Annotated in this window: 19 protein-coding genes; 7 read left to right on the forward strand and 12 right to left on the reverse strand. The window is 62.7% G+C overall.

The genetic code is table 11. From position 1 onward, the window contains the following. Nucleotides 1-9: 9 nt before the first annotated feature. Nucleotides 10-702 carry a FadR/GntR family transcriptional regulator gene (locus C2L65_RS13410; RefSeq protein WP_042307984.1) on the forward strand — a complete coding sequence of 231 codons (693 nt, stop codon included), beginning with the start codon at nt 10-12 and terminating at the stop codon, nt 700-702. 821 nt (nt 703-1,523) lie between these two features. Here the strand turns inward: C2L65_RS13410 and gap are convergent. After that, the gene (gap, locus tag C2L65_RS13415) at nt 1,524-2,534 is read right to left on the reverse strand and encodes a type I glyceraldehyde-3-phosphate dehydrogenase (protein ID WP_036002599.1); all 1,011 of its coding nucleotides are present in this window, start codon (nt 2,532-2,534) and stop codon (nt 1,524-1,526) included. Nucleotides 2,535-2,642: 108 nt separating this feature from the next. Further along, nucleotides 2,643-4,661, reverse strand: a complete 2,019-nt coding sequence (gene tkt / locus C2L65_RS13420) for a transketolase (protein WP_042307982.1) — start codon at nt 4,659-4,661, stop codon at nt 2,643-2,645. 611 nt (nt 4,662-5,272) lie between these two features. Between tkt and C2L65_RS13430 the strand changes: the two genes are divergently transcribed. Together C2L65_RS13430 and C2L65_RS13435 are read left to right on the forward strand one after the other, a co-directional pair. Then, on the forward strand, nt 5,273-5,686 hold the full coding sequence (locus C2L65_RS13430) for a VOC family protein (RefSeq protein ID WP_042307980.1): 414 nt from the start codon (nt 5,273-5,275) through the stop codon (nt 5,684-5,686). A 19-nt stretch (nt 5,687-5,705) separates the two neighbouring features. Beyond that, nucleotides 5,706-6,446, forward strand: a complete 741-nt coding sequence (locus C2L65_RS13435; RefSeq protein WP_042307979.1) for a 16S rRNA (uracil(1498)-N(3))-methyltransferase — start codon at nt 5,706-5,708, stop codon at nt 6,444-6,446. Between the two features lie 97 nt (nt 6,447-6,543). Here C2L65_RS13435 and C2L65_RS13440 read toward each other — a convergent pair whose 3' ends face one another. The 3 genes from C2L65_RS13440 to C2L65_RS13450 all read right to left on the reverse strand — a co-directional run bounded on the left by C2L65_RS13440 (nt 6,544) and on the right by C2L65_RS13450 (nt 10,201). Further along, nucleotides 6,544-7,104: a barstar family protein gene (locus C2L65_RS13440; protein WP_007742464.1), complete on the reverse strand. Its 561-nt coding sequence runs from the start codon at nt 7,102-7,104 to the stop codon at nt 6,544-6,546. A 16-nt stretch (nt 7,105-7,120) separates the two neighbouring features. Beyond that, complete coding sequence (locus C2L65_RS13445; protein ID WP_042307977.1) at nt 7,121-7,522, reverse strand: ribonuclease; 402 nt, start codon at nt 7,520-7,522, stop codon at nt 7,121-7,123. Nucleotides 7,523-7,906: 384 nt separating this feature from the next. Continuing rightward, entirely contained in the window at nt 7,907-10,201 is a 2,295-nt protein-coding gene (locus C2L65_RS13450) for an NADP-dependent malic enzyme (protein ID WP_042307975.1), read from the reverse strand. Nucleotides 10,202-10,451: 250 nt separating this feature from the next. Here C2L65_RS13450 and thiL point away from each other — a divergent pair, with 250 nt between their 5' ends. Genes thiL through C2L65_RS13470 form a run of 4 tightly spaced genes read left to right on the forward strand, consistent with a single transcriptional unit; the run spans nt 10,452 to nt 13,139 of the window. Beyond that, the gene (gene thiL, locus C2L65_RS13455; protein ID WP_042307973.1) at nt 10,452-11,447 is read left to right on the forward strand and encodes a thiamine-phosphate kinase; all 996 of its coding nucleotides are present in this window, start codon (nt 10,452-10,454) and stop codon (nt 11,445-11,447) included. Next, nucleotides 11,437-12,054, forward strand: a complete 618-nt coding sequence (locus C2L65_RS13460) for a phosphatidylglycerophosphatase A family protein (RefSeq protein WP_174485052.1) — start codon at nt 11,437-11,439, stop codon at nt 12,052-12,054. The genes thiL and C2L65_RS13460 overlap by 11 nt, the downstream gene beginning before the upstream one ends. A 43-nt stretch (nt 12,055-12,097) precedes the next feature. Then, nucleotides 12,098-12,598 (forward strand): CinA family protein, encoded by a 501-nt coding sequence (locus C2L65_RS13465; protein ID WP_007743603.1) that lies wholly within the window; start codon nt 12,098-12,100, stop codon nt 12,596-12,598. A gap of 31 nt (nt 12,599-12,629) precedes the next feature. After that, nucleotides 12,630-13,139, forward strand: coding sequence for a cupin domain-containing protein (locus C2L65_RS13470; protein WP_042307972.1), 510 nt, complete (start codon nt 12,630-12,632; stop codon nt 13,137-13,139). A 34-nt stretch (nt 13,140-13,173) separates the two neighbouring features. Here C2L65_RS13470 and pyrF read toward each other — a convergent pair whose 3' ends face one another. From pyrF to C2L65_RS13505, 7 genes are all read right to left on the reverse strand, one after another. After that, complete coding sequence (pyrF, locus tag C2L65_RS13475) at nt 13,174-13,989, reverse strand: orotidine-5'-phosphate decarboxylase (protein ID WP_007743605.1); 816 nt, start codon at nt 13,987-13,989, stop codon at nt 13,174-13,176. 104 nt (nt 13,990-14,093) lie between these two features. Next, on the reverse strand, nt 14,094-15,152 hold the full coding sequence (locus C2L65_RS13480; RefSeq protein WP_042307970.1) for an aldose 1-epimerase: 1,059 nt from the start codon (nt 15,150-15,152) through the stop codon (nt 14,094-14,096). A gap of 204 nt (nt 15,153-15,356) precedes the next feature. Next, nucleotides 15,357-16,274 (reverse strand): SMP-30/gluconolactonase/LRE family protein, encoded by a 918-nt coding sequence (locus C2L65_RS13485; protein WP_042307969.1) that lies wholly within the window; start codon nt 16,272-16,274, stop codon nt 15,357-15,359. After that, complete coding sequence (locus C2L65_RS13490) at nt 16,271-17,071, reverse strand: SDR family NAD(P)-dependent oxidoreductase (RefSeq protein WP_042308044.1); 801 nt, start codon at nt 17,069-17,071, stop codon at nt 16,271-16,273. The genes C2L65_RS13485 and C2L65_RS13490 overlap by 4 nt, the downstream gene beginning before the upstream one ends. Before the next feature lie 50 nt (nt 17,072-17,121). Beyond that, nucleotides 17,122-18,138, reverse strand: a complete 1,017-nt coding sequence (araH, locus tag C2L65_RS13495; protein ID WP_007743609.1) for an L-arabinose ABC transporter permease AraH — start codon at nt 18,136-18,138, stop codon at nt 17,122-17,124. 105 nt (nt 18,139-18,243) lie between these two features. Further along, nucleotides 18,244-19,758 (reverse strand): L-arabinose ABC transporter ATP-binding protein AraG, encoded by a 1,515-nt coding sequence (gene araG / locus C2L65_RS13500; RefSeq protein ID WP_042308042.1) that lies wholly within the window; start codon nt 19,756-19,758, stop codon nt 18,244-18,246. 183 nt (nt 19,759-19,941) lie between these two features. After that, the gene (locus tag C2L65_RS13505) at nt 19,942-20,940 is read right to left on the reverse strand and encodes an arabinose ABC transporter substrate-binding protein (protein ID WP_036002561.1); all 999 of its coding nucleotides are present in this window, start codon (nt 20,938-20,940) and stop codon (nt 19,942-19,944) included. Between the last annotated feature and the right edge of the window lie 23 nt (nt 20,941-20,963).

Here is a 20,963-nt window from a genome sequence, read left to right on the forward strand (position 1 = left end):
GCCGACATCATGAAAAACGTGCCGCATACTGTTACCGACTCTGCCATCTCGACGATTCGCGAGAGGATCGAGGGTGGCGTTTATCCTGTCGGGTGTTTGCTGCCGGCGCAGCGGCAATTGTCGGAAGAACTCGATATCAGCCGGGCGTCGCTGCGCGAGGCGTTATCGACGCTCGAAGCGCTCGGGCTGTTGACTATTCGTCCCGGCAAGGGCGTGTATGTGCAGTCGACGAAGGCGTCGTCGGCGCATCCGTGGCGGTTCGCAGATCAGTCGTCGTTGCCGGATACTTATCAGATGCGGTTCGCGCTGGAAGGCTTCGTTGCGCGGATGGCGGCGCTGGCTATTGGCGATAATGACGTCGAATGGTTTGAGGACAATATTGCTTCGTTGCATACGGCGCTGACTAATGGCGAGCTCGATGATGCCGCGCAGTTGGACTTCGACTTTCATATGCGGATCGTTGCGATTGCGGGCAATGCTGCTATCGAGTCCATCTTGCGGAGTAGCGCTGACATCATGAAGGAGAGTCAGCGGATGCCGTTTTATCGGCGTGAACTCGTGCTGTCTACGTATCATGAGCATCGGGCGATTCTTGATGCTTTGAAGGCCCGTGATCCGCATGCGGCCGGACTGGCTATCGAGAAGCATATTGCGAATGCGGCGCAACGCGCTGGGGTTTATTTTCCTACGCCGCAGGTTTGATTTTTTTGGTTTGGTTTGGTTTTGTCTGCGACGCTGGGTTGGTTTGCTTGGGTTTGCGCTGGCATCCGCGTTACGGTGTTTGCCATTCATGCGTCGCCCCTTTGCGGGGCGGCACCTACTTTTCTTTGCCGCCGCAAAGAAAAGTAGGCAAAAGAAAGCGGCTCACACCGCTAACACTTCTTCCTGCCTGAGGGCCCCCAACCGGTCTTACGCTTCACACGGCAACGTCCTTGTTCGCGTTCGTTGCCAACGCTTCGAATGAGCGCCTCACCCACTTCAAACACCCGAACAAGAGCCAGCGGCAGCGAATGGTATGTGCCGCCCAGGTGGCAAACTGTGTGTAGATTGTCCCGTCGTATAGCTTGGCGCTCTTACAGGATGGAGCGCATGCGCTATCGGTTCGAAGTGAGGCGTGCGAGGCACTACGGCCTACACACAGTTTGCCACCTGGGCGGCGGTGGACTACCTGGCAAGGCGTGCTGTAACGCGGACATATGAAGCGGGTGAGGCGCACCGCAAGAGCGCTGGCAACGAACGTGGGTCACGCGGTTGCCGTGTGAAGCGTAAGAACCTTTGAGGGCCCTCAGGCAAGAACTAGAAGTGGCGGTGTTAGCCGCTTTCTTTTGCCTATTTTTCTTTGCGGCGGCAAAGAAAAGTAGGTGCCGCCCCGCACAGGGGCGACGCTTGAAGCACGCTAACGAATCGCGGATGCCAGCGCAAACCCAAGCAAACCAACCCAGCGTCGCAGACAAAAAACAAACCCAAAAAAAAGAAAAAGCCGCCCAAAGGACGGCCTCTTCCCGCTGAAAAGCGAAAAAAACTTACTTCGCGTTAGCCAGTGCAACCGCCGTATCCAACATGCGGTTCGAGAAACCCCACTCATTGTCGTACCAGCTCGACACCTTCACCAGACGGCCCGACACCTTGGTCAGCGTCGCATCGAACGTCGACGAAGCCGGGTTATGGTTGAAGTCGATCGAAACCAGCGGCGCCGAGTTATACCCGAGGATGCCCTTCAGCGCGCCTTCCGACGCTTCCTTCATGATCGCGTTCACTTCATCGACAGTCGTATCGCGCTTGGCGATGAACGACAGATCGACGATCGACACGTTGATCGTCGGGACACGAATCGCATAGCCGTCCAGCTTGCCATTCAGTTCCGGCAGCACGAGACCGACAGCCGATGCAGCACCCGTCTTCGTCGGGATCTGGCTATGCGTGGCCGAGCGCGCGCGGCGCAGGTCTTCGTGGTACACGTCGGTCAACACCTGGTCGTTCGTGTACGCGTGGATCGTGGTCATCAGACCCGTTTCCAGACCGATCTTGTCGTTCAGCGGCTTGACGAGCGGCGCGAGGCAGTTCGTCGTACACGATGCGTTCGAGATGACCGTGTCCGACGCCTTCAGCACGTTGTGGTTCACGCCATAAACGATCGTCGCGTCGACGTCCTTGCCGCCCGGCGCCGAGATGATCACCTTCTTCGCGCCACCCTTGATGTGCGCGCTCGCCTTTTCCTTGGTCGTGAAAAAGCCCGTGCATTCCAGCACGACGTCGACGCCCAGTTCGCCCCACGGCAGTTCAGCCGGGTTGCGGTTGGCCAGCACGCGGATCTTGTCGCCGTTGACGATCAGGTTCTCGCCGTCGACGGTCACTTCGCCCGGAAACTTGCCGTGCGCCGTGTCGTACTGCGTCAGGTGCGCGTTCGTCTTGGCGTCGCCGAGGTCGTTGATCGCGACGATCTCGAGGTCGTGCTTCTTGCCGTTTTCATAGAAGGCGCGCAGCGTGTTGCGGCCGATCCGGCCATAGCCGTTGATTGCGACGCGAATCGTCATGTTCTATCTCCTGATGGCTGAAAAAATTTCTTCCGTGATGCTTCGGCTGATGCGCAACGAGCCGTCACGCGCGCCGCCGAAACGCAGCGCGCATGACATGGCGCGCAATTAGCCGAGTGCGGCCTTGGCCGTCTCGACAACCTTCTCGACGGTGAAGCCGAAATATTTGAACAGCACGCCGGCCGGCGCGGATTCACCGAACACGTCAATACCGACGACGCCGCCTTCCAGGCCGACATACTTGCGCCAGAAGTCCGTCACGCCCGCTTCGATCGCGACGCGGCGCACGCCGTGCGGCAGCACGCGCTCGCGGTATTCGGCGTCCTGCTTGTCGAACGTGGTCGTGGACGGCATCGACACGACACGTGCCGCAATGCCTTCGCGCGCGAGCACTTCGACCGACTTCATCGCCAGTTCGACTTCCGAACCCGTCGCGATCAGGATGATCTTGCGCGCCGGAATGTCCTCGTTCCAGTCCTTCAGCACGTAGCCGCCCTTCGCGATATTCGCGATCTGAGCGTCAGTGCGCGGGTTGAACGCGAGGTTCTGGCGACTGAAGATCAGGCACGACGGGCCTTGATGCTCGACGGCCTGCGTCCACGCAACCGCCGTTTCGACGGTATCCGCCGGACGCCATACCTGCATGTGCGGAATCAGGCGCAGGCTCGCGACGTGTTCGATCGACTGGTGCGTCGGGCCGTCTTCGCCGAGACCGATCGAGTCATGCGTGAACACGAAGATGGACGGCGACTTCATCAGCGCGGCGACGCGCAGCGCGTTGCGGCTGTAATCCGAGAACGTCAGGAACGTGCCGCCGAACGCCTTGTGGCCCCCATGCACCGCGAGGCCGTTGATGGCCGCGCTCATGCCGAATTCGCGCACGCCGTAGTTGACGTAATTGCCCGCCGCGCCGTTCTCGCCGACGCGCACGTACTTCGCCGCCTTCCAGTTGGTCAGGTTCGAGCCCGTCAGGTCAGCCGAGCCGCCGACCAGTTCCGGCAGCACAGCCGCGAGACCTTCGATAGCCTGCTGCGACGCCTTGCGGGTCGCGATGGTTTCTGCGCGCTCGTTCGCGCCGGCGATGATCGCCTGTGCCTTCTCCGCCCAGTCGGCCGGGAGCTTGTTGGCCATGCGGCGCTCGAAATCGGCGGCTTCCTGCGGGTACTTCGCGCGGTATGCGGCGAACGCGTCGTTCCATTCGCCTTCGATCTTAGCGCCATTCTCCTTCGCGTCCCACGCTGCGTAGACTTCCGGCGGAATGACAAACGGCGGATAGTGCCAGCCGAGCTTCTCGCGTACGGCCGCGACTTCCTTTTCGCCCAGCGCCGCGCCATGGACGTCGTGCGAGCCCGCCTTGTTCGGCGAGCCCTCGCCGATCACGGTCTTGCAGCAGATCAGCGTCGGCTTGTCCGACTGCTTCGCCTTCTGGATCGCGGCGTCGACGGCGTCGACGTCGTGACCGATCACGCCCGGAATCACGTTCCAGCCGTATGCCTCGAAGCGCTTCGGCGTGTCGTCGTGGAACCAGTGAATGACTTCACCGTCGATCGAAATGCCGTTGTCGTCGTAGAACGCGATCAGCTTGTTCAGCTTCAGCACGCCCGCCAGCGAGCACGCTTCGTGCGAAATGCCTTCCATCAGGCAGCCGTCGCCGAGGAACACATACGTGTGGTGATCGACGATCTTCGCGTCGGGCTTGTTGAACTCGTTCGCGAGCAGCGACTCGGCGAGCGCCATGCCGACCGAGTTCGCCAGACCCTGCCCGAGCGGGCCCGTGGTCGTCTCGACGCCCGGCGTGATGCCGTACTCGGGGTGACCCGGCGTCTTCGAGTGCATCTGACGGAAGTTCTTCAGCTCTTCCATCGGAAGGTCGTAACCCGTCAGATGGAGCAGCGAGTACAGCAGCATCGAGCCGTGACCGTTCGACAGCACGAAGCGGTCGCGATCAGACCAATGCGGGTTTTTCGGGTTGTGACGCAGGTGCCTCGACCACAGCGCAACGCCGATCTCGGCCATGCCCATCGGCATACCCGGGTGACCGGAGTTCGCTTGTTGAACGGCATCCATGGCGAGCGCGCGGATCGCGTTGGCCATCAGGGAGGTGGGGGCGGGAGACGAGGTCGTCATGTCGATTCCGGAGAATGGTCCAAAAAGCGGAGGCGCCGTTGATGGTCCGGAAGCCCGGCGGCCAGTCTGCTTCGGCGCACGGTGCGGCGCCGGGAGACGCGAGGCGGGCAGAGCAAACGGACAGGGCTGCAAAGCGGGATATTCTAACAGATAGCCGGGCTCGTCTTCGGCCATAGGACGGGCGTTTCGGAGCGATCCGGCGCGCATGGACGCCCGGCCGGCGCAAGCTGCGGAAGGCGGTCGCGGCGCCATGCGACCTGGATCTGCCGCCTGCTTGCGCGCGCTTGATCGCGCGCAATCTTCAGAACTTTGCGACGCTGTCTGAATCTTTCTGTGTGCCACCGCGATTTACGAATCCGCAAAACCAGCGCAATCCGCGCGAGTTTCGCAGCACGATCCTGCGAAAATTCGCAGACGCCGGACGCTGGAAATATCGCCACGCGCTTCATTATTCGCCGTTCGTCGCGCATCCAGCGATAAACTAAGCCAATTCTTAGAGCGTTAGCTTTGGGAGTGCTGCAAAATTCATCGCTTCTTCGGCACTGGCAGCCGCAAGGCAACACTGGTAGCGAAGGCGATGGCATGACGACCCACTGCTTCAGGAGAGTTCGATGACTGCCTCACGCCCAGCCGGAGTGCCGTGGCTGACGCCGTATCTGACCGTCCGCGATGCGCGCACCTCGATCGCATTTTTCGAGGCGGCGTTTGGTTTCCGGGTCAGGGACAGTGTGCATGACGACGGCGCCGTCATGCATGTCGAGATGACGTATCAGGATCAATTGATCGTGATGTTCGCCCCGGAAGGCGCGTTCGGCTCGACAGCGAAAACGCCGAAAAGCGCGGCCACGACGGCACCCCAATCGTTTTACCTTTATGTCGACGATGTCGACACGGTCTATGCGCGGGCCACTGCGGCCGGCGCCAGGTCGCTGAGCGAACCGCAAGATCAGTTCTGGGGCGACCGTTTTGCCCAGATCGAAGATCTGGACGGCTACCGCTGGGCGTTGGCCTGCCACCTGTCTTGAATGAATGAGAACTTTCCTTATGCCTCGCTTCTTCGTCGGCACCCCGTTCAAAACCGACGACATCGTTTCCCTACCGGATGAAGTCAATCGGCACGTGCGCGTCCTGCGCCTGCAGCCGGGCGACACCGTGAGCCTGTTCAACGGCACCGGCGGCGAGTACGGCGCCGAAATCGTCGATATGGATCGACATGGAACCATCGTGCGGATTGGCCCGTTCCGCGACGTCGAGGCTGAGCCGCCCTATCAGTTGACGCTCGCGCAGGGAATCGCCGGCAGCGACAAGATGGATTGGCTGATCGAAAAGGCGACCGAACTCGGCGCGTCGGAATTCGTGCCGCTCACTACCACCCGCAGCGTCGTTCGCCTCTCCGGCGAGCGGGCGCAACGCCGCCAGGTTCACTGGCAGCGGATCGTGCAGGCGTCGTGCGAGCAGTGCGGGCGCAACCGCCTGCCCGAAGTGATGCCGACACGCGAACTCGCCACGTGGCTCAGCTCCATGCCGAAGCAGCCCGCCGACGGCGAGTTGCGCCTCTTGCTGTCGCCGCGCGCGAGCGTGCCCTTCTCCGCCCTGCCCACCGATCCGCCGACAGTTCGCGCGCTGGTGCTGGTCGGCCCGGAAGGCGGCTTCTCGGCTGCCGAAGAAGCGGCAGCAGCGGACCACGGCTTCACGTCCGTCGGTCTCGGCCCGCGCGTGCTGCGTACCGAGACAGCCGGGATCGCCGTGCTGTCCGCGCTGGCTGCGCGCTGGGGCGGCTGGTAAGCGGCGCGTCTCACCGGCGCCTTCGTCCGAAGGAAGTCCACGCAAGAATGCAAAAGGCCCGCCAATCGGCGGGCCTTTCTTATTACAGATCCAACACTCAGGCGAACGAGTAAAACACCCGGAACGCCACTTTCCGCTCCGCCCAGAATTCCGCCGCTTCGCGGAACACGTCGAGCAGCGTCTCGCGCGCTTCCTTGTCGAACTTGATCGCGATAGGCAGCGCTTCCAGCACGATGACGAATCCCGGTTGCGAGCCAGCCTTGTGAACGAGATCGGTCAGCGAGTCGTATAGCGCGTCGTAATTCTTGCCGAAATGCTTCGGAAACAGGAACGACGTCGCGATGGTTTCCATCACTTCCTGCTTCGACTGGGCATTGCCCACAAACGCATAGAGGAAATGCTGACCGAGCCGACCCGCTTCGTCGGCGAGATCCTGCACGCGGAACGCGCGGATCGACTGCACGATGTTCGGTCGTACGGTCTGGAAAAGACTCATGCGCTCCTCTTCCGATGAAAGGCCCGTACTGGCTTCGTTCTGGACGTCACGGACCTGGCCGGCATCGCGCATCTGCATGACGCGCTGGAACATATTGCCGTCGCCGGCCGCGAGAAAATCCGTCGCGACTTTCGAGTCGTGCGCGTAGACGTTGTCGCTCATGCCGATTATCCCGATGTCATTCAATAATGCGATTAAAACTGGCGTAGTGGTCGTCTGAGTAAAAGCAATTGGTGGTCCGCTTGAGCGGCCCTCCACAGACTATGCGGCGTGCGCCGCGATCGCGGGCGCCTGGCGTGGGAACGGTGTATTCGTGGTAATAGCCGCGCCGGTGCGGCGGCAGCAACCGCTCACGATTGCCGAATACGACGCCGTCCTTCTCATACGGATAAGGCCCGCCAGCTGCAATCAAGTTCAATGTGCTGACGGCTTGCGGCGGCAATTGCGCCACCGCGATCGTGCCTCCGGCCTGTCCCTGCTGCACTTCCCGGGCCCAGCCACCTGCCGGAAAACCGCCGGCAAAACCTCCAAGCGTCAAGGCGGCGATCAGCACGCCGTCGCGGAGCCACTTGCGTGCCATGAGTCCAGGATTCCCGCTGTTGACTAACGAGTTTGACGACCATGAAAGTCGTAAGGGTATCGCTAATGTCTTTTGGAATCAATGTTCATTGGTCGGACGAAAGGCCGTCCAAGCGAAAACGGCAGGGCGCCGACGCAAGATATGACACATTTTGACAGAGGTTTTAGCCCGAGTGAGATAAAGTTATCTCCGAGGCAAGATGTTGGACGGCGTTCATGCCTCGTCGTCCGGACAGTTCGAACAACGGATTCATGTCAGCGTCTGCCTTTTTGCGGGATGGCTAATCCCCAGCCATTGCTCGAAGGCGTGCCCATTGCGGGCACGCCTCTTTTTTTTGCCTGCGCGGGCTAAAATCCAATAGCCCGCGCCGAAACAACGACAGATTTATCGCGTTGCGTTCACGTCGGCGACCAACAGCGCCGTCATGTTGACGATCCGGCGAACCGTCGCCGACGGCGTCAGCACGTGTACCGGCTGCGCCGCGCCGAGCAGGATCGGCCCGATCGCGATGTTGTTGCCAGCCGCCGTCTTCAGCAGGTTGTACGAGATGTTGGCGGCGTCGATGTTCGGCAGCACCAGCAGGTTCGCGTCGCCTTCCAGCGTCGAATCCGCGAGGATTTCCTTGCGCAGGTTCGCGTCGAGTGCCAGGTCACCGTGCATTTCGCCGTCCACCTGCAGATGCGGCGCGCGTTCGTGCAAGATAGCCAGCACATCGCGCATTTTCTGTGCAGAAGGCGCGTTGCTCGTGCCGAAGTTCGAGTGCGACAGCAGCGCGATCTTCGGCTCGATACCAAAGCGGCGCACTTCTTCCGCCGCCATGATCGTGATCTCGGCCAGTTCTTCCGCCGTCGGATCGACGTTCACGTGTGTATCGACGAGAAAAATCTGGCGGTTCGGCAGCACTAGCGCATTCATTGCCGCGTAGACCTTCGCGCCTTCCTTCTTGCCGATCACCTGATCGATGAAGTGCAGGTGGCGGTGCGTCGTGCTGACCGTGCCGCAGATCATGCCGTCGGCGTGACCCTTCTTCACCAGCATCGAGCCGATCAGCGTCGTGCGGCGGCGCATTTCGAGCTTCGCCATCTGCTCGGTGAAGCCCTTGCGCGACATCATCTTGTGATACGTCTGCCAGAAGTCGCGGTAGCGTTCGTCGTGGTCGGTGTTGACGATCGTGTAGTCCTGACCGTTGACGAGACGCAGGCCGAATTTCGCGATGCGTTGCTCGATCACAGCCGGACGGCCAATCAGAATCGGCTTCGCCAGCTTTTCGTCAACGACGATCTGCACCGCGCGCAGTACGCGCTCTTCTTCGGCTTCCGCGAACACGATGCGCTTCTTCTCCGGCTCGACGCCGCGCGCGAGCTGGAAGATCGGCTTCATCGTCGTACCGCTGTGGTAGACGAACTGCTGCAGATGCTGCTTGTACGCCTCCATGTCTTCGATCGGACGCGTGGCGACGCCGGCATCCATCGCGGCCTGCGCGACGGCGGGCGCGATCTGGACGATCAGGCGCGGATCGAAAGGCTTCGGAATCAGATATTCCGGACCGAACGACAGGTCCTGAATGCCGTAAGCCGTCGCAACGATGTCAGATTGTTCCTGGCGCGCCAGTTCCGCGATTGCGTTGACCGCGGCGATTTCCATTTCCTTCGTAATCACCGTCGCGCCGACGTCGAGCGCGCCGCGGAAGATGAACGGGAAACACAAAACGTTGTTGACCTGATTCGGATAGTCGGTACGGCCCGTCGCAAGCACGGCATCCGGGCGCACTTCCAGCGCGAGTTCCGGCAGGATTTCCGGCGTCGGGTTGGCGAGCGCGAGAATCAGCGGCTTGTCAGCCATGCCCTTGACCATGTCCTGCTTGAGCACGCCGCCCGCCGACAGGCCGAGGAACACGTCCGCGCCGCCCATCACTTCCGACAGCGTGCGCGCGTCGGTCTCGCGAGCGAAACGCTCCTTGTCCGGGTCCATCAGTTCCGTGCGGCCCTTGTAGACAACGCCGGCCAGGTCGGTCACGTAGATGTTCTCGATCGGCATGCCGAGATCGACCAGCAGGCTCAGACACGCCAGCGACGCCGCGCCCGCGCCCGATGCGACCAGCTTCACTTCCTTGATGCTCTTGCCGACCACCTTCAGGCCGTTCGTGACAGCCGCCGCGACGACGATCGCCGTGCCGTGCTGGTCGTCGTGGAAGACGGGGATCTTCATGCGCTTGCGGCATTCACGCTCGACGATGAAGCAGTCCGGCGCCTTGATGTCTTCAAGGTTGATGCCGCCGAAGGTCGGCTCGAGCGCCGCGATCACCTCGACCAGCTTGTGCGGGTCCGACTCGTTCAGCTCGATGTCGAACACGTCGATACCGGCGAACTTCTTGAACAGCACGGCCTTGCCTTCCATGACCGGCTTCGACGCGAGCGGCCCGATGTTGCCGAGGCCGAGCACCGCGGTGCCGTTGGACACGACGCCGACCAGGTTGCTGCGCGCCGTGAAGCGCGCCGCATTCAGCGGGTTTTCGACGATCGCCTCGCACGCGAACGCAACGCCTGGCGAGTACGCCAGCGCGAGGTCGCGCTGGTTGATCATCTGCTTCGTCGGGGCGATCGCGATCTTCCCGGGGGTCGGGAATTCGTGATAATCGAGAGCGGCTTCACGGAGTTTGGTATTGACGGGAGTCGACATAAGCGGACTTGGAAGTGCGGATTAGAATAGATGTTCGATCGCATTGTAGCGCCAATCCCAAAAGTCGAACCCTGCAATCCGGGTGCAAGTGCCGCGACCGAAACAGCGTGAAAGGAAAGCACACCGTTTTGTCGGGCTCCGCACCGCGACTACAATGCGCGCCTTTAGCGTCGTGTTAGCTTCGATTAGCGTTTCTTGAACGCATCCATCCACCCGCTTCCGCCGTCTTTCGCGCTCGTACGCCTTATTTATGCTTTCAGAGTTTTCGCTGATCGACCGCTTCTTCGCGCGCCGCGCGTCGGGTTCGACCTACCCGCAGCGCGCGGTCCTTGGCATCGGTGACGATTGCGCGCTGCTCGCGCCGCCTGCCGGCGAGATGCTCGCCATTTCGACGGACATGCTGGTCGAAGGCCGCCACTTCTTTCCCGACGTCGATCCGAAGGCGCTCGGCCACAAGGCGCTCGCCGTCAATCTGTCGGATCTCGCGGCGATGGGCGCGAAGCCGCAGGCGTTCACGCTCGCGTTCTCGCTGCCGAAACCCGACGCCGACTGGCTGTCCGCGTTCAGCGACGGCCTCTTCGATCTCGCCGAGCGCCACGGCTGCGAACTGGTCGGCGGCGATACGACGGGCGGGCCGCTCAATCTGTGCATCACCGTGTTCGGCTCGGTGCCGCCCCAGAGCGCACTGCGCCGCGACGCCGCGCAGCCCGGCGACGACATCTGGGTATCCGGCACACTGGGCGATGCGCGTGCGAGCCTCGGCGTGCAACGCGGCGAGTGGTCCGCCGATGCCAACGACGCTGCGACATTCCGCCGCGCCATGGAGCTACCCGAGCCACGCGTCGCTCTAGGCCTCGCGTTGCGCGGGGTCGCGCGCGCCGCGCTGGATATTTCCGACGGCCTGGCGGGCGACCTGATGCACATCCTCGAACGCTCGCGCGTGAACGCGACCGTCGAGGCCGACGCGCTGCCGCGCTCGGACGCGCTGCGCCGCCTCTCTACGGACATCCAGCGCCGCTGCACGATCGCGGGCGGCGACGATTACGAGTTGTGCTTCACCGCGCCGCCGTCCGCGCGCGCCGAAGTCGTTGCAGCGGGTCAACAGGCGCGTTTGCCCGTGACACGCGTCGGTACAATAACTCCGCTCGATGCAGCCGACGCCGTGCCCGCGATCTCGTGGCACGACGCGTCAGGTGCTCCACTTACATTGACGTTGCAAGGCTTCGATCATTTCCATGCAGAATGAATCCTCGCTTGGCCCGGCCGGCAGTTTCTCCGAGGCGCCAACAGGCGGACAGCCCGGCCCATCCGGTGGTACACCCGACGGCAAGCCTGAAGGAACCTCGAACGGCGAGCCGCGTGCGCCGCGGCCACGCCGCGCGACCGCGCGCTTCATGCTGTCACATCCATTGCATATCTTGTCGCTGGGTTTCGGCAGCGGCCTGTCGCCGATCGCGCCCGGCACGTTCGGCACGCTGTTCGCTTGGGCATCGTTCGCTGCGTTCAGTGCGCAGCTGACCGTCATCGAATGGGGCATTCTGATCGTCGTCGGTTTTGTCGCGGGCATCGGCATTTGCGGCTTCACTGCGAACCGGCTCGGCATTGAAGATCCGTCGCCTGTCGTGTGGGACGAGATCGTCGCGTTCTGGCTGGTGCTGCTGATGGTGACGCCCGCCACCTTCACGGGACAGCTGTGGGCGTTCATCGTGTTCCGCTTCTTCGACATGGTGAAGCCGCCGCCCATCCGTTATTTCGACCGCAGACTGAAAGGTGGCTTTGGCATCATGTTCGACGATCTCGTCGCGGCGTTCTTCACGTTGCTCGTGATTGCGCTCTGGCGGATGTCGGTCTGATCGTTTCCTGCGTTTCCCGCGTTTTTCTTACCCCGAGTCCAGCATGGCTACCGATTCCGTCGTTCACCAACTCGCCATTCGCGCCGGCAATCGTCTGCGCGATGAGCGGCTGATGCTTGCCACGGCTGAATCCTGCACGGGCGGCATGGTCGCGACGGCCATCACCGATATTTCCGGCAGCAGCGGATGGTTCGAGCGCGGCTTCGTCACATACTCGAACCAGGCCAAGAGCGAGATGATCGGCGTGCCGCCCGATCTCATCGAGAAGCACGGCGCCGTGTCCGAGCCCGTCGCGCGGGCGATGGTCGAGGGCGCGTTGCGGAATTCCCGCGCGCAGGTCGCGCTGTCCATTACGGGCGTGGCGGGCCCCGGCGGCGGCACCGAGACAAAGCCGGTCGGGATGGTGTGCTTCGGTTGGAGCAACCGGCTGCATACCGTCGTCGAGACGCTGGTGTTCAAGGGCGACCGCGAGCGCGTGCGCGTGCAGGCGGCGACGCACGCATTGCGCGGGCTGTTGACCTTGCTCGACGAGCGGGAGCGCTGAGCTTCCAGGTTCTCAACTACAGCAGGAAATCATGGCCCGTCATATCGACCGCGATGAACTGATCCGCCGCTTCGATCTCCAGCCACATCCCGAAGGCGGGTTCTTTCGCGAGACGTACCGCTCGTCCGATGCCATCCGGCGCGAAGGTTCCGCCAATTCCCGCTCCGCTTCCACGGCGATCTACTACCTGCTTTGCGATGGCGCGCACTCCGCGTGGCACCGCATTCAGTCGGACGAAGTCTGGCATTTCTATGCCGGCGATCCGCTCAACGTTTATGCGCTGGAAGACGACGGCTCGCTCACCGTTCATCGTTTGGGCAACGCGCTCGAACATGCCGACTGCGTGTTTCAAGCCGTTGTGCGGTCAGGTAGGTGGTTCGCCGCGCAATGCGACGACGCGGCGAGCGTTGCGCTCGTCGGCTGCACGGTCGCGCCGGGCTTCGAGTTCAGCGAGTTCGAGATTGCGGATGTCGACGCGTTGGTGCGCGAGTATCCGCAGCATCGGGACTTGATCGAAAAGCTTGGGCCGGCCGGCGCTTAACCGGGCCCGGCCTTCACAACACTAAAGCCGCGCTTTAACGAAACGCGTTGATCCGGTCGCGCGTATCCTTCGCGGCTTGCGCGGCGGCTTCGACCCAATCGTCGCCCTTGCCCGCGTACAGAATCGCACGCGACGAATTGATCAGCATGCCCGCGCCCGCTGCCGTGCGGCCCGCCCGGACCGTCGCTTCGACGTCGCCGCCTTGCGCGCCGATACCTGGAATCAGCAGCGGCATGTCGCCGACGATGCCGCGCACCACTTCGATTTCCTTCGGGAACGTCGCGCCGACCACCAGACCCAGCTGGCCCTTCGCGTTCCATTTTTCCGCCGCGAGCCGCGCGACGGTCTGATACAGCGGACGACCTTCCGTCTCCAGAAACTGCAAATCCGAGCCGCCTGGATTCGACGTCCGGCACAGCACGATCACGCCCTTGCCGTCATGCTCCAGATACGGCTCGATCGAATCGAAGCCCATGTACGGATTCACCGTGACGGCATCGGCGCGATAACGGTCGAACGCTTCACGCGCGTACTGCTCGGCCGTGCTGCCGATATCGCCGCGCTTCGCGTCCAGAATCACGGGCAGACCCGGATGCTTCAGGTGAATGTGCGCGATCAGCTGCTCGAGCTGCTCTTCGGCGCGATGCGCGGCGAAGTAGGCAATTTGCGGCTTGAACGACGATGCATAAGGCGCTGTCGCGTCGACGATCCTCTTGCAGAAATCGAAGATCGCGTCAGAACGGTTGGCGTACGCGCCGGGAAACCTGGTCGGCTCGGGATCGAGGCCGACGCACAGCAGCGAATTCGTCGTGTGCCATGCGTGGTCGAGCGTCTGGATGAATGTGGACATAGAAAATCTCGCGGCGCGCGGGTAACGGATGAGCCGCGTATTTTACTCGCGCGGCGCAATGCGGGCCGTATCGGCGATCAGCCCGCTTCGGCTGCCCGCCCGTGCTACCCGCGCTTCGCCGCGCGCCCACCCGCCATCGCGCGCAGTCCTGTGCGCTCGACCGCGAAGCTGAACGAGCGTGCAAGCCGCTGGCCGCGCGCGAGCATCGTCATGCCGTTGTCGGCAGCGCCGCCCGGCAGGTTCATCGCGTTGATCGGGTGATCGACGGGTTCGAAGCAGAAAAAGTCTTTCGACGTCGGCGTGTAAAGAATGTAGTACTCGGTGCTCGACGACATCGTCAACGACAGACGCCGCTTCGGCCACACGACCGTCGCATGTCCGCTCCAGCCGGTAAACGCGTGATTGACAAGCGAGCGCGGCAACGGATACGCAACGCCGAACTGCCACGCGGGCGGCACGGGCACGTGGCGCACGGGGAGCCAGTCTTCGTCCGACAGCCACAAGCCCGCCGCAGCCGCCGACAGTTGCGTGTCGGCATCGCGCACCAGAAACGGATGCACGCCGAGGCCGAACGGCATCGCTTCGCGTCCGGTATTTTCGATTTCGAGCGTGATGACGAGCGTCGATCCGTCGAGCGCGTAAGTCTGCGTCGCGCGATACGCGTACGGTTTACCGTCGCGACGGTCGAGCGTCAGTGTGAGGTTTTCGGCGTCAGAGGCCGCGATGGTCCAGTCCGCAAGCCAGCCGTCGCCGTGAATCGGCAATGGCTCGCCCGTGCGGTTGCACGGCACGTCGATCGCGCGCTCGCCGAGCATGAATTGCCCGCCGCCGATCCGGTTCGAATACGGCAGCAGCGAATAGCAGGCGAGATCATTCGCGTCGGTGTCCGCATCGACATGACGGCAGCGCCGGAACACAGGCACGAGCGTGCCTTCGTTGCGAAAGTCGAAGCGCGTGATGCCGCCGCCCAGCGACGGCGCCACATCGAGACGCAGCAGCGAATTGGCGAGCGTCACGCACGCGACGTCGGCGGCGCTTCCCGCGCCGACCGCCACTGCGGACGTACTCGGCCCGGCCAGCACCGGCTGCACGGTGGCCTCGAGCCGGGCGCGCCGCGCGCGCGATTGTGGAGAAGATGGGACAGCGGAATTCGCGACAGTCATATCACACTCCCACGAGAGGCATCGGACGGCATGATCGGCGCATCGGAGAACAGATGGCTGCTTGTGCGGGCGGCACGTCGTAGCGGCCGCCTCCTGAGTTTTGTTGCGCGCCCCAAATCTGACTGCCTTCGGGGCGTGGACTACCTTGCTTCGGATACTGCGAAAGTCTTTTAGTTCGCCTGCGTTGCGCACCGCGCGCTTGCATTACGCACCACGCTTCGCCGCAGGCGATCCCTTGAACACCGGCTCCGGCAAACCGCGCCGGCCCTGCGTCGCGACATACACGCCGCCGGCGCGCGTATCGCCGGCCAGCGCCTGCGCATCGAGCCCGACGCGCGCGCTCGTCACATACAGCGTGCCGAGTTGCGCGCCGCCCAGCGCGACGCAACTGGGCTGCACGGTCGGCACGTCGACGCGCTCCGTCTCCACGCCGCTCGCGTCGTAGCGCACCACGCGCCGCCCGCCCCACTGCGCATTCCACAGGCCGCCTTCGCTATCGACCGTCGAACCGTCCGGCTCGCCCGTCTTGTCGGTCAGCTTCACGAACAGCCGCTCGTTCGCGACGCTGCCGTCCGCGCGGTAATCGCATGCGCGGATTTCGAGTGTCGGCGAATCGCAGAAGTACATCGTCGCGCCGTCGGGGCTGAACGCGATACTGTTCGAAATCGCCGGCGATGGCAATGCCAGACGTTCGAGCGACAGATCGTGATTCAGCCGGTAAAACCCGCCGATGGCCTGCACTGGCGACGCTTCGTCCTTCGTGCCGAACACGAAGCGTCCCTGGCGATCGCAGCGACCGTCGTTGACGCGCGTGTTCATGCCCGGCTCGACATCGACGATGGACTCGATCTCGGCCGTTGCAAGATCGATGAAAGCCAGCCGCGACGCGAGGCCCAACAGCATGAAATGCGGATCGGCGCACAACGCGAAGGTCGACAGCCGCTCGGGCATGCGCCAGAACGTGCTGCGGCCATCGCGCGGATCGTAACGCCAGAGCCGCGCGCCTTCAATATCCGTCCAGTAGAAAAGGCCGCTGCGCGCGTCCCACGTTGCGCCTTCGCCCAGCGTGCATTTCGAATCGACCAGCAATGCAGCCTGAACGTTGGTGATCGTGTCGCTCATGCCCAGCCTCCATCGACGATGATGTCTTGCGCGGTAATCATGCGGCTGTCGTCGGCGGCGAGAAACAGCGCCATCCGCGCCAGGTCTTCGGGCAACAACTCGGCGTCGATGCACTGGCCCTGCTTGATCGCGAGACGCCCGGCGTCGTCGAGCCACAGACGCTTCTGCTTGTCCGTCATCACCCAGCCCGGCACCAGCGCGTTCACGCGAATGCCGAAATGACCGAGATCGCGCGCCAGTCCCTTCGTGAGTCCCTGTACTGCCGACTTCGCCAGCGTGTACACAGGGTAGCCGCCGTTCTTCAGCATCCAGCTGATCGAGCCGAGATTGATGATCGAGCCGCTTTTCGCCGCCTTCATGTCCTCGGCGACGGCTTGCGCCGCGAAGAACTGGTGACGGATGTTGACGGCGATGCCTGCGTCGAACGATTCGGGCGTCACTTCTTCGATCTTGTGACGCTTGTCGTTCGCCGCGTTGTTCACCAGCACTTCGATCGGGCCGAGCGCGGCGCGCACGTCGGCGATCGCCTTCTTCAGCGCGTCGATATCGGTCAGATCGACCCGCAAGAATAGTGGCTTGTGACGCGAATCGCCGAGTTGATCGGCGAGCGCGTCGCCCGCCGTTTCGTCGATATCGAAGAACGCGACGCGCGCGCCCTGCGCAACGAAGTGCTCGACGAACGATGCGCCGATACCCGTCGCGCCGCCCGTGATCAGCACCGTGCGATCCACGAGGCTCGGATAGCGCGCGTAGACGCCCTGTTCTTCACGCGCGTTCGCGTTGGCGGGAGACGACATCGTTCGGTTTCCTTCTTCTGGCATCAGGCGTTAAGAGAAATCAGTCGCTATCAGTCACGCGAACCGCGATTCTTCAACTGGTCCAGCAACACCGCCGCGAGCAGGATCGCGCCGCGCACGAGGTACTGATAGAACGCGTCGATGTTCATCAGGTTCATCACGTTTTCGACGGTGCCCATGATCAGCACGCCGATCACGACGCCCGAAATCGTCGCGCGGCCACCGAGCAGCGACACGCCGCCCAGCACGCACGCCGAAATCACGTTCAACTCGAAGCCTTCCGCAGCGTTCGGCTGACCCGACGTGATACGCGACGCGAGAATCACACCTGCCAGCGCCGTCACCGCGCCCTGAATCAGGAAGATGTAGACGCGCGTGCGCTCGACGTTGATACCCGCGAGACGCGACGCTTCCGGATTGCCGCCGATCGCCAGCGTGTTACGGCCGTACACCGTCGAATTCAGCATCACGCCGAACACGATGAAGCAGACCAGCGTCACCCAGATGGGCAGCGACACGCCGAACATCGACAGGCTGCCGAGCGCGATGAACGTATCCGACGACACGCCCACGGCCTGACCGTGCGACACGATGAACCCGAGGCCGCGCACGATTTCCATCGTTGCGAGCGTCGTGATCAGCGCGTTGATGCGCAGATACGCGATCACCGCGCCGTTGACGAAGCCGATCACCGAACCCGCCACGACGGCAGCGATGATCGCGATGAACGTGTTGCCCGTCGCGTTGAGCACCATCGCGCACAACACACCGGCAAAGGCGACTGTCGAGCCGATGGAAAGGTCGAAGTCACGCGACGCGAGACAGAACATCATCGTGCACGCGACCATGCCGATCTGCGAAATCGACAGCGCGAGGCCGAGCATGTTCTCGATCGAGAAGAAGTGATCGACGGTCAGCGACATCGTGATGAACATCACGACGAAGATCACGATCAGGCTGTACTCCGTGATCTGCTGCCACCACTTCTGCTTGTCGTTGGCTTGCGGAATCAGCGCTTCAGCGGCGCTCTTGGCGGCCTGTTGCGCGAGGTTTTCTCTGGCTTGCATTTGGTTCACTCCTCCCGTTCCCCACGGGTTACAGGACTGTTGTAGATCCTGTCAGTTACAGATGTCTTGCGGTTTTCGTTTCATCCGGCCGGCGTGTCCAGGCGTTCAGGCCGCCTGCGCCGTCGTCGAACTCTTCGGCAGCGCGAGGTTCAGCACCGATTGCTCGGTGGCGGCGCTGCGCGGCAGTTCGCCCGAAATGCGCCCCTGGCGCATCACGAGAATCCGGTCGGACACGCCCAGCACTTCCGGCAGTTCCGACGAGATCATCACGATCGCGCAGCCACGCTGGGCCAGCTCGTAAATCACGTTGTAGATTTCATGCTTCGCGCCAACGTCGATACCGCGCGTCGGCTCGTCGAGAATCACGACGCGCAGATCCGGCTCGGCCAGCCAGCGCGACAGAATCGCCTTCTGCTGGTTGCCGCCCGACAGGAAGCGGATCTTCTGCCGACGGCTCGGCGTCTTGATCTTCAGCAGCTTGATGAAGCGGTCAGCCGTTTCGGCTTCCTTCTTGCGATCGAGAAACAACCCCGCCTTCAGATAATGACGGCGGCAGCTGATATTGATGTTCTCCGACACGGAAGCAATCGCGACGATGCCTTCTTCCTTGCGGTCTTCCGGGCACAGCACGATGCCCTGGCGGATCGCATCGCCGGCGCTTTTCACCTTGATCGGCTTGCCGTCGAGTACCAGTTCGCCGCCCTTCTTCGGATCGTCGCCGTAGATCAGGTGCATCAGTTCGCTGCGGCCCGCGCCCACCAGCCCGAAGAAGCCGACGATCTCGCCGCGCCGCACTTCGAAGCTCGCCGGTTCCGTCAGCGGGCGGCCTTCGATGTTCTTCACCGAGAAGCGCACTTCGCCGAGTTCACGCGGCCGGTAGCCGTAGATGTCAGAGATTTCGCGGCCGACCATTTCGGCCACGATCGTGTCGCGGCTCACGCCTTCAAGCGTCGGATGTGACGCGACCTTGCGACCGTCGCGGAAAATCGTGCATGCGTCGCACAGCTGATAGATCTCGTCCATCCGGTGCGAGATGTAGATCAGCGCGCGGTTGTCGGCGCGCAGATTGCGCACCAGCTTGAACAGCACTTCCGTTTCGCGGTGCGACAGCGAGCTGGTCGGCTCGTCGAGCGCGATCACGCGAGCGTTGCGCATCAGCGCCTTGCAGATTTCGACCATCTGGCGTTGCGCGATCGACAGCTTGCGCAGCTTCGCGTTCGGATCGAGATCCACGCCCATCGCCGCGAGCTGCTCGCGCACGTAGCGCTTGGCATCGGCCTTCTTCACGAAGCCGACCGTGTTCGGCAAGCGGCCGAGCAGCAGGTTCTCCGATACCGTCAGGTCCGGCACGTACTGCAGTTCCTGGTGAATCACCGCGATGCCCGAAGCAATCGATGCGCCCGCACTTGCAAAACGCACTTCGTTGCCGTCGATCATCACGCGGCCGGAATCCGGCTGATATTCACCGCCGAGAATCTTCAGCAGGGTCGATTTCCCTGCGCCGTTTTCGCCCATCAGGCCATGCACCTGGCCGGCATGCACGTCGAAAGAGATGCCGTCGAGCGCACGCACGCCTGGAAACACCTTGCCGATATTGTCAAAACGCAGCGTCGCTGACACTTTGCCTCCTGTTACTTCGATTGAACCGTCGTGCATGCCGCAGCGCGTTTGCATGGCGCGGCGCTCACGGTGGCTTGTCCCTCTGCTTCTTAACCGTTATGTCTTGTTCGCGCCCCGCCGATCGTCGACGGGGCGCGCGGCGCGTGAGTGCCGCTCATGCGCACTCACACGCCTTCGTCCCGCTTACTTCGACGCGAGACCCATCTTTTCACGCACTTCGCCGACGTTGTCGCGCGTGGCCAGCATGCCCGTCGTCAGCGTGAGCTTCGGCGGTTCCTTGCCTTGCGTGATCCACGCGTACATCAGTTCCGACGTCTCTTCGCCGTGGCGCTTCGGGCTGATGATCACCGTGCCGAAGAAGCCCGTCGGGTTCGGCTTCTTGAACTCGTTCAACGCCGAGTCCGAGCCGCCGATGCCGATGCCGATCATGTTGTCGGCCTTGAAGCCGCGGCCTTCCGCTGCACGGACTGCGCCGAGCACGGCTTCGTCGTTCAGGCCGTAGGCGACCCAGTGCTTGAAGTTCGGATTCTTCGTCAGCGCGATGTTGGCTGCGTTGAACGCGTTTTCCGTGTCGGTCTTCGACTGCGGCGCGGCGATGATGTTGGCCTTCGGGAAACCGGCGGCGATCAGTGCGTCGGTTGCGCCAGCCGTGCGGTCATGCGCCGTCGGCAGCTGTTCGTAGGTCACGTCGATCGCGCCGACGTCCTTCATGTCCCAGCCGCGCTTCTTGATTTCAGCCGCGATGCCTTCACCAACCTGCTTGCCGATGTTGTAAGCCGAGATGCCCATGTGCGGCACCGATTCGATCGGCTTGCCTGCGCCGTCGACGAGGCGGTCGTCCACCGTCATCATCTTCAGGTTGTCAGCCTTCGCCTTCGCGACGATGCCCGGTCCGAGCTTCACGTCCGGCGTGCAGATCACGAAGCCTTGTGCCTTTTGCGCAGCGAGGTTGTCGATTGCGCTCATGACCTTCTCGCCCGACGGCGCGCCGATCTTCACCAGCGTGAAGCCCTTTTCCTTGGCAGCGGCTTCGGCGAACTTCCACTCGTCCTGGAACCACGGCTCTTCCGGCTGCTTCACGAGGAAGCCGATCTTGACCGGGTCGGCGGCTTGCGCGACAGGTGCGTTGAAGAGCACCGCCGTCGCCGCTGCTGCCAGCGTGAGGAAAATTCTGCGTTTCATAATGCGTGTCTCCTGACTAATGA

Source organism: Paraburkholderia terrae, from assembly GCF_002902925.1.
In the GTDB taxonomy this organism is placed as follows: Bacteria; Pseudomonadota; Gammaproteobacteria; order Burkholderiales; family Burkholderiaceae; genus Paraburkholderia; species Paraburkholderia terrae.